A 14,148-nucleotide genomic window follows, 5' to 3' on the forward strand; every position below is an offset into this window, starting at 1 on the left:
TTAAATGCTAAGGAATTAATATGGCGAATACATTTGCATTAATATTAGTAATTATCACTCTGCTTACCGGCATTATTTGGGTGATTGATAAATTAAAATGGGGACCTGCTCGAAAAAAAGCCCGTTTAATGGCGCAGCAACAAGCAACGGTTGAGCTCGATGAAGAAGTTTTAGCCAGTATCGCACCTGAAAACATACTGATTGAAAATGCGCGTTCACTTTTCCCTGTGATAGCGTGTGTTTTTATCTTGCGCTCGTTTTTATATGAACCTTTTCAAATACCGTCAGGCTCTATGATGCCGACGTTATTGATCGGAGATTTTATTCTGGTTGAAAAGTTTTCTTATGGTGTTAAAGAGCCTATTTGGCAAAATAAATTGATCTCTGTTGGTGAACCAAAACGCGGTGACGTCACTGTTTTTAAATACCCTGAAGATCCGCGTGTTGACTTTATCAAGCGTGTTGTGGGTTTGCCTGGCGATAAAATAGTTTATAAAGATAAGCAACTTTATATTATAGAAGCTTGTGATAGTGGTGATTGTGGTATTTATAAAGCGCTGGATATGCAATATATCGGTGATGAAAAATACCAAGATGAAGAAGTGACGATGCAAAAGTATAGCGAAATCTTAGGCAGTGTAGCGCATAAGATATTGGTAAACCCGTATCGTCGCGATCAAGTCGCTTATTATTATCAACAAGAAGATGTAAAAACATATGCTTACGAGTGGATAGTGCCAAAAGGGCATTATTTTATGATGGGAGATAACCGTGATAACAGTAAAGACAGCCGTTATTGGGGATTTGTTCCAGAGAAAAACTTAGTGGGTAAAGCGGTAGCAATTTGGATCAGTTTTGAATTTTATCGTGATCCTAATGGCGTGTTACCGACATGGATACCAAGTGGTGTTCGTTTCAACCGGATCGGTGGAATTAAATAAATGAGTAATAAAATGAAAGAAACAGAACTGAAGCGTTTAGAAAGACGGATCGGTTATAAATTTAATAATTTTGCATTATTGAAACAAGCGCTTACACACCGAAGTGCACTGGGTGCACATAATGAACGTTTAGAGTTCTTAGGCGATTCTATTTTAAGCTTCGTGATCTCTACTGATTTATATCTACGTTTCCCTAAAGTGAATGAAGGTGACTTAAGTCGCATGCGTGCAACGTTAGTGTGTGGAAAAATGTTAGCTGAAATAGGACGTGAGTTTGAACTTGGTGACTCCTTGATTTTAGGCCCTGGCGAATTAAAAAGTGGTGGCTTTCGTCGCGACTCTATTATTGCTGATGGTGTTGAATCTATTATTGGTGCTGTCTTTTTAGATTCAGATATCAATAGTGTAGATCGTTTGGTACTGGCGTGGTTTAACAGTCGTTTAACGACGATTGAGCCGGGCATAGGACAAAAAGATCCTAAAACACGTTTACAAGAGCATTTACAATCACGTAAGCAAGGCTTACCTTTGTATGAAGTGCTAGAAATTCGTGGTGAAGCGCATAACCAGCGTTTTACAATGAGTTGTATTATAGATGGAATAGAAGCTGTGCAGGGACAAGGTACTAGTCGTCGTAAAGCAGAGCAAATTGCGGCTGAAAAAATGTTAGTTGCATTATTAGGAAATAAAGTATGACTCATAAATGTGGCTTAGTAGCGATAGTTGGCCGTCCAAATGTTGGAAAATCAACACTTATCAATGCCTTATTAGGGCAAAAAGTAAGTATTACTTCACGTAAAGCACAAACGACACGGCATCGTATTTTAGGTATTGATACGCAGGGTGAATATCAAACTATTTTTGTTGATACACCCGGATTACATGTTGAAGAAAAACGTGCTATTAACCGTTTAATGAACAGAGCAGCATCAAGCTCTATTAATGATGTAGAAATGGTTATCTTTGTGGTTGAAGGTACGCATTGGAATGAAGATGATGAGATGGTGTTAAGTAAATTTAAATACTTAACATGTCCAGTTGTCTTAGCGATAAATAAAATTGATAATGTAGAAGATAAAGAGTTACTTCTTCCGCATTTACAAGAACTTGGCGAGCGTTATAACTTTAAACATATCTTGCCAATGTCTGCGAAAAAAGGCGATAACATAGAAAAAATCAGGCAGTGGGCGCAAGAAGCGTTACCTGAGTCTGAATTTTATTTCCCAGAAGACTATATCACCGATCGTTCTTCTCGCTTTATGGCATCTGAAATAGTCCGTGAAAAACTCATGCGCTTTTTAGGGGATGAATTACCGTATTCAGTGACCGTTGAAATTGAACAATTTAAGCAACAAGCGAATGGCCTGTTGCATATTAATGCGTTAATTTTAGTGGAGCGTGAAGGTCAAAAACGCATGGTTATCGGTAACAAAGGTGAAAAAATAAAAGCTATCAGTACGCAAGCAAGACTTGATATGGAAGCCTTATTTGATGCAAAAGTGTATTTAGAGGTGTGGGTAAAAGTGAAATCAGGTTGGGCTGATGATCTGCGCGCATTACACAGTCTTGGTTACGGTGATGATTATAAACAGTAATTAAATACTATGGCGGAGAGTCCTCGGCTCTTTTAGTGGATGACTCTTCGCTACATTTTAATAAAATCGTTTATCTCTTCATTTTTAAAATAGAGGAATTAAATTGTGTCGATTGAGTGTCATAATGCCTTTATTTTACACCGGCGTCCGTACCGAGAAACGAGCCTTTTATTAGATCTTTTTTGCCAAGATATTGGTAAAGTAAGTTTAATCTATAAAGGTGGGCGCAGTAGCACCCGTCTTCGACGTGGTTGCGCACAACCCTTTACCTTGTTGCAAGCAACCTACTTTGGTCGCTCTAGTCTTAAAACCGTAAAATCAATAGAAGCAAAAACACAAGTTGTCCCCTTAGTCGGAGAACGTTTATATATGGCAATGTACGTCAATGAATTGCTGTATCGTTTATTACAAGCGGAAACGGCTTGTGATGGTTTGTTTTCTTGCTACCAAGATACATTACTTGCGCTTGCAGGTGCAAAAGATAACCAGCATGCACAAATAGCGCTGCGTAATTTTGAATTAACGTTACTTGAAAGCCTTGGCTATGGGGTTAACTTTACGCAAGATATTTACAGTGATGAGCTTATCGAACCCGGTTTTGATTACCAATATCTGCAACAACAGGGCTTTTTTGCCAAACAAGCTATTCATCAAAAACAGCATGTTTACAGTGGTCTGCAAATACAAGCGCTTGCCGAGAGAAACTTTAGCAACGCTGAATTTCTAAGCCCTGCAAAACGATTTTGTCGACAAGCATTAGCCCATTTATTGGGTAATAAACCATTACACAGTCGGCGTTTATTTAAGACGACAGAAGGAATTAAATAATGAGTAAATTATTATTAGGTGTCAACATCGATCATGTCGCAACACTACGTAATGCGCGTGGGACTTGTTATCCTGAGCCTGCGCATCTTGCCGGCATCGCTGAAACCTCTGGGGCAGATGGTATTACTATTCATTTGCGTGAAGACAGACGTCATATTATCGATCGTGACGTTGCCATTTTGGCGCAAACACTACAAACCCGTATGAATTTAGAGATGGCGATAACCGATGAGATGATCGATATCGCCATTAAAACAAAACCCGCTTTTGTATGTCTTGTGCCTGAAAAACGTGCGGAGCTTACGACAGAAGGTGGGTTAGATGTTGCTGGCGCCTTGGATAAAACGCGTAGCGCAGTGCAACGTTTAACGCAGGCGGGCATTCAAGTTTCTTTATTTATTGATGCAGATAAAAATCAAATAGATGCGGCACTTGCGAGTGGCGCGCCTTATATTGAATTACACACTGGAAAATATGCAGATGCATTAGATGATGAAATGCAAGCGTTAGAATTACAACGTGTCGCATCGATGGCAACCTATGCTCATGGCTTAGGCCTTAAAGTGAATGCCGGTCATGGTTTAAATTATCATAATGTAAAAGCGATCGCAGCCTTGCCTGAAATCATTGAGTTAAATATTGGTCATGCCATTATTGCGCGCGCCTTGGTAGATGGGTTGTCGGTAGCAGTGCAAGAAATGAAGCGCTTGATGATAGAAGGGCGCACCGCGCATTATTAAGTATTATGCCGTTTGTAGCATAAAATAAATGACCAGTGAAAGCGCACGATAAGTTGCGCTTAATATGCTAAAGGGTAAATATCATGCATCGATGATATGTTATCTGTTGTGATAGGTAATGAAGGATATATGCAAAAAATACCATTCTTAGTGCACGAGTTACGTGAAGAATTCCCTATTCTTGCGCAAAATATCAATGAGCATGCATTAATTTATTTTGATAATGCAGCCAGTACCCAAAAACCTCGTTCAGTTATTGATGCGATAAGTTATTTTTATCTACATGATAATGCTAACGTGCACCGGGCTGGGCATCAATTGGCAATGCGTGCAACACGTAGCTTTGAGAATTCACGCGCGGTGGTGCGCGACTTTATTAATGCAAAAAGCACGAAAGAGATCATTTGGACAAAAGGAACAACGGAAGGTTTTAATTTATTAGCCCATATATTAGGTACGCAACTACAAGCGGGAGATGAAGTATTGATCTCTTCTTTAGAGCATCATGCGAATATCGTACCGTGGCAAATGTTAGTTGAAACAAAAAAAATAGTATTAAAAGTTATCCCGTTACAAGATGATCATCAATTAGACATGGATGCCTACCGCACCTTATTAAATAAAAAAACAAAAATTGTATCGGTCACCCATATCTCAAATGCCTTAGGTATTATTAACCCAATTTCTGAAATGATCGCGCTTGCTCATGAAGTTGGCGCGCAAGTGATCATCGATGGAGCGCAAGCAATTGCGCATACTCCCGTTGATGTGCAAGCATTAGATTGTGATTACTATTTGTTTTCTGGTCATAAATTATTTGCACCGACAGGCACCGGTGTTTTATATGGAAAGCAGCATTTATTAGAGGCGCTTCCACCTTGGCAAGGCGGTGGGGAAATGATAAAAAGTGTTTCTTTTAAGACAAGTACTTACAATGAATTACCTTTTAAATTTGAGGCGGGTACGCCTAATATTGCAGGGGTAATTGGCCTTGCTGCCGCCATTGATTTTTTAAATAGTTACGATCGCAAAGTATTAATGTTACATGAACAAATGTTATTAGCCGTCGCTGAAAGCGCGTTACTTGCAATACCAGACGTCGAGGTTTATTGCGCAGGTATTGCAAAGTCAGGGCTACTTAGTTTTATGATAAAAGGTGAGCACCATAGTGATATAGCTATGCTGCTAGATGCACAAGGTATTGCTCTACGCAGTGGTACGCATTGTGCGATGCCATTAATGTCATTACTTGATAATAGTGGTACGGTGCGCGTGTCTTTCTCGATTTATAACACCCTCGATGAAGTAAAAGTCTTTATAAAGGCACTTAAAAAAGTACTTTTATTGTTAAAATAAATCCAATAAGAGAGACTAAGTTCTCTTTTATACTCTTTTATTCCGAATGTTCTTCCTCAACGCTGTGCATCGCCTTATAAATACAAAAGGCGGCGCCTCCCCAGGTTATTCCTAAGCCTAATAACATCATGATAATGGCACTTGTGCTCATATTAATTCTCCTTTAAAGCTGAAGTCGTTGTTTTATAATTAATAAAAATAGCCACACAAAACATAATGCACAGCGATCCCCAGCCAATGATTAATAAGGCAAGGTGACTATAGTTGCCATATCCAGAGGTTAGGGTTGTAAAAATATTGGCGCCTAAAATAAGGATAAGGACACAGGGGCTAATAAAGCGTAAACAAATTTGAAACCAATAACCTATCTTAAATTCCGAGACATGATTGATATGCTCATGAATATCGCTGAGTTTAATGATCCAAGCCATGATGATTAATTCAACCAAACAACTGGCGAGCAACGCAATGTTATTCATAAAGTAATCAACCAAGTCGAGTAATAATAAGCCTCCATTTGTTGCAAATAATGAGGAAACAAGAAAACCACTTAAGCAAATCACAATGGCCGCCGTCTTACGGGGCATCTTTAATTTATCGATAAAGGCACTGGTGACCGCTTCAATGATAGAGATATGTGAACTGATGCCGGCAACCACTAGAGCAAAGAAGAACAAAGGCCCTAAAATATACGGTGCAGGTAATAAATTAATGGCATCGGGGATGGTGACAAAGGCGAGTCCTACACCCGATGAAACGACCTCTGTTAAGGGTTTATCTTGGACATAGGCCATATTCCCTAAAATAGAGAAAATCAGAATTCCCGCTAAAATAGAAAATCCACAGTTAATTAAAACGGTCATAAAAGCATTGTTGGTTATATCGGATTTTTTAGGAAGATAGCTTGAATATGCGAGCATGATGGCAAAACCGACACTCAACGTAAAAAATATTTGTCCATAGGCAGCCGACCAAACATTGAGATCTGCTATCTTGCTAAAGTCAGGTTGGAAAAGATAATTTAAGCCATTTAATGCGCCGGGTAAAAAGATCATGCGCGCAATGAGGGCTAAGATCATGATGAAAAGAAGCGGCATCATTACCTTATTTATGCGCTCTATGCCTCCTTTTATGCCAGTAAAAACAGCCACAAAGGTGATGGCCCAAGCAATCCCCATGGGCAGTAAAATATGCCACTGCAAAGCGCCTAATTGCAGCGGTGAATTATCATCATTAAGTTGTAAAAAGTCTTTGAAGAAAAAAGTATTGGTATCAGAGCCCCAACTCTGGGTGAAAGAAAAGTTAAAATAAGAGATAGCCCAACCAATAACAGCAACATAATAAATTGCGATGATGGCAGCTATCGCAACTTGAAACCAACCTAACCATTCATAATTTTTATTAAGCCGACTAAAGACACTGGGTGCAGAGCCTCTGTATTTATGACCCATGGCAAATTCAAGGATCATAAAGGGGATCCCCGCGCTGAGCATCGCAAATAAATAAGGGATAAAAAATGCACCGCCCCCATTTTCGTAAGCCATATAAGGAAAACGCCAAATGTTGCCGAGACCGATTGCTGAGCCTACGGCTGCGAGAATAAAACCAACGCGCGATCCCCATTGTTCTCGTTGCATAATAAGTTCCTTTTAGTGATATCCTTTTACCCTCGATACATGGACTGCAAAAACAGACGCAGGTATTACGCGCCTATGATTTTAAAGATTAGAGTAGCATTGTCATTATTACCAATATTTATCGGCCATAAATAGGCTAATAAGATTGTTTATAATGACGATTTTATTGAAAGATAAAAATAAATAAGGTGCGGCGAGTGCTGTTTTTTATTACCCTATAAAAGTGAGCTATAACACCTTCCTATCTCCATTTAGGCTTAGAAAGTAAGCATTAAAGGGAGTATATTTTCATTAAGAGTAAGGCGTTATCGCGTTTTATCTATTTAAAAAGAGATCTAAATGACACAAAGCAATGCAATGAATAAATTACTCGATATTATGCGTCAATTACGCTCCCCTGAAAATGGTTGCCCATGGGATAAAAAACAAACATTTGCATCGGTGGCGACGCATACTATTGAGGAAGTTTATGAATTAGTGGATGCGATTGCCGAGAAAGACAATGAAGAAATAAAAGGAGAGTTAGGCGATCTTCTTTTTCATGTTGTTTTTTATGCGCAAATAGCTAAAGAGCAGTCTCTTTTTGATTTTGAGGGAATTGTCGAGTGTGTGAATGAAAAATTAATACGTCGTCACCCTCATGTTTTTAAGGATATAAATTTTTCATCGGAAAAAGAGATTGAAACCAATTGGGAAGTTGAAAAAGCCAAAGAGCGTAAACAAAAAAACGCCTCATCAAGTAGTGTGTTAGATAATATTCCGAGCGCATTACCCGCATTAAATCGCGCATATAAAATACAAAAACGTGTGTCAAGTGTCGGCTTTGATTGGGATGATTTAAAGCCTGTTGTGGATAAAATAAAAGAAGAGCTTGATGAAGTTTTAGTGGAAGTTCAGCGTGATGATTTAAGTGTTATTCAAAAACAGGCGCGAATTGAAGATGAGCTGGGGGATTTACTGTTTGCAACTGTCAATTTAGTGCGCCATTTAAAAAGTGATCCTGAAACGGCGTTACGCCAAGCAAATAATAAATTTGAGAAACGTTTTCGTTTAGTTGAGCTCGCGGTTCAAGCCCAAGGAAAAAACATGCAAGACTGCTCTTTAAATGAGTTAGATGCCATTTGGGATCAAGTAAAAAGAGATCTTAATCAGTAAGTTATACTACTCGCGCGCTACATTTCGAGTAAATGCGCGCGTACGATAAGTTTTCTTAACTAAATTTCAGAGAGTGCCTTGTGTTTTTTAAGCATTTTTTTAAGCATAAAGCTGACCCCAATAAAGGCAAAGCTTGCCGTTACCATGGTAGATGCCCCAAAACCACTTTCGCAATCCATCTTCATATTGCCATCTGCATCTGCTTTTTCTCTGCAAACTTCCCCATTCATGTCGGGATAACTCAGTTGCTCTGTTGAAAAAACACAATCGACTCTAAATTTACGTTTGGGATTTTTGGTAAAGTTAAAATGACGGCGTAATTCAGAGCGCACTTTAGCTGCTAAAGGATCTTGGATGGTGCGCGCTAAATCGATCACTTGAATTTGCGTCGGATCTAACTGCCCCCCCGCGCCCCCACAGGTAAGTAATGGGTATTTATTACGTTTACAATGAGCAACTAATGCGACTTTGGCGTGAATACTATCAATGCCATCAAAAATGTAGTCCATATCTGCTGATAAATAATCAAAGCAGTTTTGTTTATCAATAAAATCATCAATACATACGATTTGAATATCAGGGTTGATCTCTTTACAACGCTCAGCCATGACTTCTATCTTTTGCTTACCAATGTTGCTATTTAAAGCATGTACTTGGCGATTAGTATTGGTAATGCATAAATCATCCATATCAATTAAAGTCAGTTTACCAATGCCGGAGCGAGCAAGCGCTTCTGCGACCCATGATCCTACGCCACCAATACCGACAATACAAAAATGACTATTTTTAAATGTTGTTAATGCTTTGCTACCGTAAAGGCGTTTAATACCACCAAAACGTAGTTCATATTGCTCTGTCATGACTGCTCTTTAAAAGGGATAAAAATACAGATTATACTGATAAAAGTAAGAAAGGATCTATTGAATATTCAGATATATTAATTTTAGTAGGCAGGGATACGTTGATCGTATTCTTATTGATCAAGCGCCTACCTGTATTTAAGTATTATGGGTATAGTTATCTTTTACGTAATGAAGTATGTTTTATGCAATTAACGGATTTTGTTAATACAATTGGTTTGGATTTTAAAAAACGCTATGGTGAAAAAATCCATAAGCTGACCTTACATGGTGATTTCAGTTGTCCAAATCGAGATGGCACGATAGGTAAAGGAGGATGCACCTTTTGTAATGTAGCAGCCTTCGCTGATGAAACGCAAGCGCAACAAAGTATCAAGATGCAATTGCAATTACGTCGCGCCGAAGTGCAACATAAAGCAAAAAAATTCATTGCCTATTTTCAGGCATATACTAGTACTTATGCTGAAATAGAGCTACTTGCGAGCTTATATGAGCAAGCGGTTGCTGACAGTAGCATCGTAGGATTGTGCGTGGGTACTCGCCCTGATTGTGTGTCGGATGCCGTTTTAAACTTACTGAGTAGTTACTTGATGCGAGGTTATGAGGTATGGCTAGAGCTTGGCCTGCAGAGCGCCCATGATAAAACGTTAAAACATATCAATAGAGGCCATGATTTCGCGTCGTATGAAAAAGTGTGTAAAAAAGCACGACAAAGAGGCATCAAAGTCTGCACTCACTTGATAATCGGTTTGCCTAATGAAGGTTGTGCTGAGAACGTCGACAGTTTACAGCGCGTTATTGAAATAGGTGTTGATGGGTTAAAATTACACCCGTTACATATCGTTCGCGGGGCTACAATGGCCAAAGTTTGGCAACGGGGGCGTATAAATACACTATCATTAGAACAATACAGTCAAATTGCAGTACAACTTATTCAAAAGACGCCGTTAGACGTTGTTTACCACCGGATATCTGCCACTGCCAAAATAAGCGAATTATTAGCCCCTTTATGGTGTGAAAAACGCTGGCCAGTACAAAATAGAATGTGCCAACTAATGCAACAATCAGGAGGCCAAGGGTCCCAATAAATAAGAGCTACCCATGTTATCCCAAAATGCTTTATCCGGTACTAGTTCGAATAGTGGCTGAACTTACCTTTGATGTTGAGGTGTTGGCATAAAATATCAATGTAGAATAACTTTGTTTCAATTGTATGACTAAGAGCTAAGCCCTATCTGGCTTGCTGATTTTGTATCGGAAGTATCATGAGTATATATATTTCAGCTTAAATCGTACCAGATCGCATAGTGAGTGTGTTTTTCATACAAATTGCTATTAATTCATTAAAATGAATTACATAGTTAATGTAGGGGGCGCGATGAAAAAGCTGTTTATTCTTAAAAAAAGTGATTTGTTGCCTCTGCATTGGGCCGCTATTACCTGCGTAATACTATTGGGCGTTTTATTTTACGCTTCTATATCGAGTATGGGAAAGCTCCGTTTGACTGAAAAAAATCGTCAGGTGACCAATTCCTTTATCGAACATTTGCGTTTATATAGTGACCAAATGACCATGCTCTCACTGGCTTATCGAGTAAATTCTGATCCCCGATATTTTTATTCCTATAAAAAAACGTTACAGCATTTATGCGAAAATAACGCATCACATAGTATTCATAAACATAGCATTGATAAGCATAGTATTGATAAACATAGTAAAATCAATATTTATACGCAATTATTAGAGTCTAAAATAAGTTTAGAAACACTAAAAATAAAGCAACAACCTTGTGAGATTAATTATACTTTACAGGAAGAAAAGAAAACTGAGGCAGAAAATCTGTTATTAGCACAGATACAAGAAAGTTTTAAAAAACTTATAATGCGAGAACTAAATGCGTTTAAATTGGTATCGGTTTACCCCCAAAAACAAAATAATCACAGCATAAAAAATAATACTCTCCCTGCATTTCCATTACTTTATGGCAAAGCCTACTTACAAGAAAAATCAACATTGCTCAATAGTCTCAATGAGTTATTACAGGCATCTGAGCAACGTAGCCTACAACGATTACATCTTTTCAGGCTAATTAATCAATACAGTGTTTGTTTAAGTTTTCTTTTGTTTTTGGTTTTATTTTTGTTAATGCTATATAACCTGCATATGAGCAAACAAATAAACACGTTATTTGTAAAATCATTGCGTAAAAAAGTTGCCGACCGTACGTTTGATCTCTTTGAAAACAGGGAAAATTTAAAAAGCGTAATGCATGAAATGGAGGCCACTAAAAATCAATTGGTTGAATCTGAAAAAATGGCTTCACTTGGAAATTTAGTGAGCGGTATTGCGCATGAAGTTAATACCCCATTAGGTGTTGGGCTTACGATAGCGTCTCACCTTCAAGATGAAACGCAGTCTTTATTAAAGTCACTAGAAAACGATCAACTTAAGCGCTCTGAATTAGAAATGTATGGGGTAGATTGTGAGCAAAGTTGCCGGTTATTATTGACTAATTTACAGCGTGCAGCAAAGCTCATTAGTAGTTTTAAATTAATCGCAGTGGATCAGTGCTGTGAAGATGTACGCATTTTCAAAATGAGTGAATATTTACAAGAAGTATTTTTAAGTTTACAGCACGCGCTAAAAGGCAGTGCGATCAGTCTTGAAATTACAATAGCAGATCCTAAAAACGAGCCCTTAATAGAAACTCTTCCGGGGGCTATTTCTCAAATCACGACGAACTTAGTGATGAATGCTTTTATCCATGGATTTTCTCAAGGACAAAAAGAAGGAAAAATAATTTTTAATTTGGAGTATGAAAAAGGCGTTATGTTATTAACGGTATCCGATAATGGCCTGGGAATGGCGCCGGATGTGTGTAAAAAAATATTTGAACCTTTTTATACGACAAAAAGAGGTAATGGAGGCAGTGGTTTGGGCCTTAGTATTGTATACAATTTAGTAGTGCATCAACTTAAAGGCAGAATTACATGTCAGTCTGAGCTTGGAAAAGGCAGTGTATTTTTAGTTAAATTTCCATTTAAAAGGCAGCCCAGTGAAGGGCTATAGGAGTATATGTGGATTGGTTAGCAAAAGAAACTGAGGTAATAAAAACAAATAAAAAAAGTGAATATTACAACATTTTGATTGTTGATGATGAAGAGGATGTACATTTGAGTACCACTTTGAGCATGAAACGATTTATGTTTGAAGATAAAAAAATGCGTTTTTTTCATGCCTATTCAGCAACACAAGCGTGTGAGTTGTTATCAAATAATGAAGCTTATGCACTTGTATTACTTGATGTGGTCATGGAAAGTGACCATGCAGGACTAAAGGTGGCTCGGTTTATTCGCCAAGATATGAATAATCGTTTTACGCGTATTATTTTACGCACCGGTCAGCCGGGGCTTGCGCCTGAACAACAAATTATCCGCGACTTTGATATTGATGGCTATAAAAATAAAACAGAATTACGCCAAGCCGATTTAGAATCTGTTTTTTACACCTCCTTACGTGCTTATCGAGACATTTGCTTACTGCAAAAGCATCGCCGTATATTAGAGCAAGTAATTGACTCTATTGCGCACATCTCGGCTGTGGGTGATTTATTTAATTTTGTGGCCACTGTCTTTTCACAAATGAAACTGGTCTTAAATATTAGCTCAACAAAAATACTAACAGACACCAAAGAAGCATTTGCTATTTCTAAGATGCAAAATAAATTGAATATGTTTTCGACTAAGGGTGATCGAGTTGATCTATTTTCTCATAATGAGATCATTGACTTTAAAATTAAAGAGCGAGATTTGTTTTATAAGGCACTGACACTAAAGTGTAACTTTTACGATGGTGATTATTATATTTATTTTCACAAGTCTAAAAGAGGCGTTGAAACTATTTTTGCCTTTAAGGTTCGGCAGGTTTTAGATGATACAGAAGTGAATATGATTGATTTGTTTTTACGTAATGTGTTGCTCTGCTATGAAAATATATTGTTGCTCAAAGAATTAACGAAGACACAAGCATTAGTGATCACTTTATTGGGTGGAACGATGGAATCGCACTCAAAAGAAACGGGAAAACACGTAATGCGCGTTGGATTGTATGCGGCCCTTTTAGCCAAATTAAATGGAGAAGATAGTTATTTTTGTGAAAATATTTTTTTGGCCGCACAGTTACATGATGTTGGAAAAGTTGGCGTCCCCGATCGTATCTTAAAAAAACAAGGCCCTCTTGATAAAGATGAGTGGAACGAGATGAAATTACACGTCATCAAAGGCTGGGAAATTTTAAAAGATACAGATAATTGTATTATAAATATGGCATCTAATTTGGCGATTGATCACCATGAAAAATGGGATGGCAGGGGTTACCCTAATGGGAAAAGCCAGCTAGAAATAAGTTTAGAAGGGCGCATAACTGCCTTAGCCGATGTTTTTGATGCTTTATGCAGTGTGCGTTGCTATAAAAAAGCGTGGACATTAGAAGATACAAAAAATGAAATACAGAAATCATCGGGCAGTCATTTTGACCCGCAGTTATGCCAATTATTCCTTGATAATTACAGCGCATTTACTAAAATTTACCAACAAAATTTAGATCCATAAGTGCGAGAGAATGTCTTATAAAGTTGCATATGAGCGAGGCGATAAGATCCAAAAAACATTTTTTTTCGTTAAAAGGCTTATTTTCGTTAATTAGTCTCGGAAAGTAGTTACTTTTTAGCGTAATAAAAATTACAATAACTTTTAAAATTAAGGAGCGACTCATGTTTAATCCGCAAAAATTAGAAGAAATTGCCAAACAAATTGCAGATTCAATGCCAGAAGGTGTTAAGAGTTTTGGTAGTGATGTAGATAGAAAAATAAAACAAATATTACAAGCGCAACTCGGAAAATTAGACATGGTAAGCCGTGAAGAATTTGATGTACAAACGCATGTGTTATTACGTACCCGTGAAAAATTAGCGGAGATGGAAGCTAAAATGGATGCATTTGAAAAGTTGATTGAATTGCCAAAGGCTGAGAAATAA

14 protein-coding genes are annotated in these 14,148 nt (G+C 37.9%); 11 read left to right on the forward strand and 3 right to left on the reverse strand.

What is annotated here, in order from left to right; genetic code table 11:
* Positions 1-20 precede the first annotated feature (20 nt).
* From lepB to PCNPT3_RS03105, 6 genes are all read left to right on the forward strand, one after another.
* Positions 21-941, forward strand: coding sequence for a signal peptidase I (gene lepB / locus PCNPT3_RS03080; protein ID WP_015464407.1), 921 nt, complete (start codon positions 21-23; stop codon positions 939-941).
* Complete coding sequence (gene rnc / locus PCNPT3_RS03085; protein ID WP_015464408.1) at positions 942-1,637, forward strand: ribonuclease III; 696 nt, start codon at positions 942-944, stop codon at positions 1,635-1,637. It abuts the gene before it with no gap.
* Positions 1,634-2,536: a GTPase Era gene (gene era / locus PCNPT3_RS03090; protein ID WP_015464409.1), complete on the forward strand. Its 903-nt coding sequence runs from the start codon at positions 1,634-1,636 to the stop codon at positions 2,534-2,536. The genes rnc and era overlap by 4 nt, the downstream gene beginning before the upstream one ends.
* Positions 2,537-2,641: 105 nt before the next feature.
* Positions 2,642-3,364, forward strand: coding sequence for a DNA repair protein RecO (recO, locus tag PCNPT3_RS03095; RefSeq protein ID WP_015464410.1), 723 nt, complete (start codon positions 2,642-2,644; stop codon positions 3,362-3,364).
* Positions 3,364-4,104, forward strand: a complete 741-nt coding sequence (gene pdxJ / locus PCNPT3_RS03100; protein WP_015464411.1) for a pyridoxine 5'-phosphate synthase — start codon at positions 3,364-3,366, stop codon at positions 4,102-4,104. Before recO ends, pdxJ begins: the two co-directional genes overlap by 1 nt.
* A gap of 129 nt (positions 4,105-4,233) precedes the next feature.
* Positions 4,234-5,460: an aminotransferase class V-fold PLP-dependent enzyme gene (locus tag PCNPT3_RS03105; RefSeq protein ID WP_041771374.1), complete on the forward strand. Its 1,227-nt coding sequence runs from the start codon at positions 4,234-4,236 to the stop codon at positions 5,458-5,460.
* A 37-nt stretch (positions 5,461-5,497) separates the two neighbouring features.
* On the opposite strand, the gene PCNPT3_RS13670 is transcribed toward PCNPT3_RS03105, so the two are convergent.
* A complete protein-coding gene (locus tag PCNPT3_RS13670; RefSeq protein ID WP_015464413.1) occupies positions 5,498-5,611 on the reverse strand; it encodes a methionine/alanine import family NSS transporter small subunit in 114 nt (37 codons plus the stop codon).
* Position 5,612: 1 nt separating this feature from the next.
* Positions 5,613-7,097, reverse strand: a complete 1,485-nt coding sequence (locus PCNPT3_RS03110) for a sodium-dependent transporter (protein WP_015464414.1) — start codon at positions 7,095-7,097, stop codon at positions 5,613-5,615.
* A gap of 339 nt (positions 7,098-7,436) precedes the next feature.
* Between PCNPT3_RS03110 and mazG the strand changes: the two genes are divergently transcribed.
* On the forward strand, positions 7,437-8,252 hold the full coding sequence (gene mazG, locus PCNPT3_RS03115; protein ID WP_015464415.1) for a nucleoside triphosphate pyrophosphohydrolase: 816 nt from the start codon (positions 7,437-7,439) through the stop codon (positions 8,250-8,252).
* 59 nt (positions 8,253-8,311) lie between these two features.
* On the opposite strand, the gene tcdA is transcribed toward mazG, so the two are convergent.
* Positions 8,312-9,112: a tRNA cyclic N6-threonylcarbamoyladenosine(37) synthase TcdA gene (gene tcdA / locus PCNPT3_RS03120; protein WP_015464416.1), complete on the reverse strand. Its 801-nt coding sequence runs from the start codon at positions 9,110-9,112 to the stop codon at positions 8,312-8,314.
* 185 nt (positions 9,113-9,297) lie between these two features.
* Between tcdA and PCNPT3_RS03125 the strand changes: the two genes are divergently transcribed.
* From PCNPT3_RS03125 to ubiK, 4 genes are all read left to right on the forward strand, one after another.
* Positions 9,298-10,200, forward strand: a complete 903-nt coding sequence (locus tag PCNPT3_RS03125) for a TIGR01212 family radical SAM protein (protein WP_015464417.1) — start codon at positions 9,298-9,300, stop codon at positions 10,198-10,200.
* 290 nt (positions 10,201-10,490) lie between these two features.
* On the forward strand, positions 10,491-12,182 hold the full coding sequence (locus tag PCNPT3_RS13490; protein ID WP_015464418.1) for a sensor histidine kinase: 1,692 nt from the start codon (positions 10,491-10,493) through the stop codon (positions 12,180-12,182).
* Between the two features lie 8 nt (positions 12,183-12,190).
* Positions 12,191-13,723 carry a DUF3369 domain-containing protein gene (locus PCNPT3_RS03135; protein WP_015464419.1) on the forward strand — a complete coding sequence of 511 codons (1,533 nt, stop codon included), beginning with the start codon at positions 12,191-12,193 and terminating at the stop codon, positions 13,721-13,723.
* 161 nt (positions 13,724-13,884) lie between these two features.
* Positions 13,885-14,148, forward strand: coding sequence for a ubiquinone biosynthesis accessory factor UbiK (ubiK, locus tag PCNPT3_RS03140; RefSeq protein WP_015464420.1), 264 nt, complete (start codon positions 13,885-13,887; stop codon positions 14,146-14,148).

The organism is Psychromonas sp. CNPT3 (assembly GCF_000153405.2).
In the GTDB taxonomy this organism is placed as follows: domain Bacteria; phylum Pseudomonadota; class Gammaproteobacteria; order Enterobacterales; family Psychromonadaceae; genus Psychromonas.

Coding starts and splice junctions, on each gene's coding strand:
- tcdA (WP_015464416.1), bottom strand. CDS start 9,112: ATGACAGAGCAATATGAACTACGTTTTGGTGGTATTAAACGCCTTTAC.
- rnc (WP_015464408.1), top strand. CDS start 942: ATGAGTAATAAAATGAAAGAAACAGAACTGAAGCGTTTAGAAAGACGG.
- PCNPT3_RS13670 (WP_015464413.1), bottom strand. CDS start 5,611: ATGAGCACAAGTGCCATTATCATGATGTTATTAGGCTTAGGAATAACC.
- era (WP_015464409.1), top strand. CDS start 1,634: ATGACTCATAAATGTGGCTTAGTAGCGATAGTTGGCCGTCCAAATGTT.
- PCNPT3_RS03110 (WP_015464414.1), bottom strand. CDS start 7,097: ATGCAACGAGAACAATGGGGATCGCGCGTTGGTTTTATTCTCGCAGCC.
- PCNPT3_RS13490 (WP_015464418.1), top strand. CDS start 10,491: ATGAAAAAGCTGTTTATTCTTAAAAAAAGTGATTTGTTGCCTCTGCAT.
- ubiK (WP_015464420.1), top strand. CDS start 13,885: ATGTTTAATCCGCAAAAATTAGAAGAAATTGCCAAACAAATTGCAGAT.
- lepB (WP_015464407.1), top strand. CDS start 21: ATGGCGAATACATTTGCATTAATATTAGTAATTATCACTCTGCTTACC.
- PCNPT3_RS03105 (WP_041771374.1), top strand. CDS start 4,234: ATGCAAAAAATACCATTCTTAGTGCACGAGTTACGTGAAGAATTCCCT.
- pdxJ (WP_015464411.1), top strand. CDS start 3,364: ATGAGTAAATTATTATTAGGTGTCAACATCGATCATGTCGCAACACTA.
- mazG (WP_015464415.1), top strand. CDS start 7,437: ATGACACAAAGCAATGCAATGAATAAATTACTCGATATTATGCGTCAA.
- PCNPT3_RS03125 (WP_015464417.1), top strand. CDS start 9,298: ATGCAATTAACGGATTTTGTTAATACAATTGGTTTGGATTTTAAAAAA.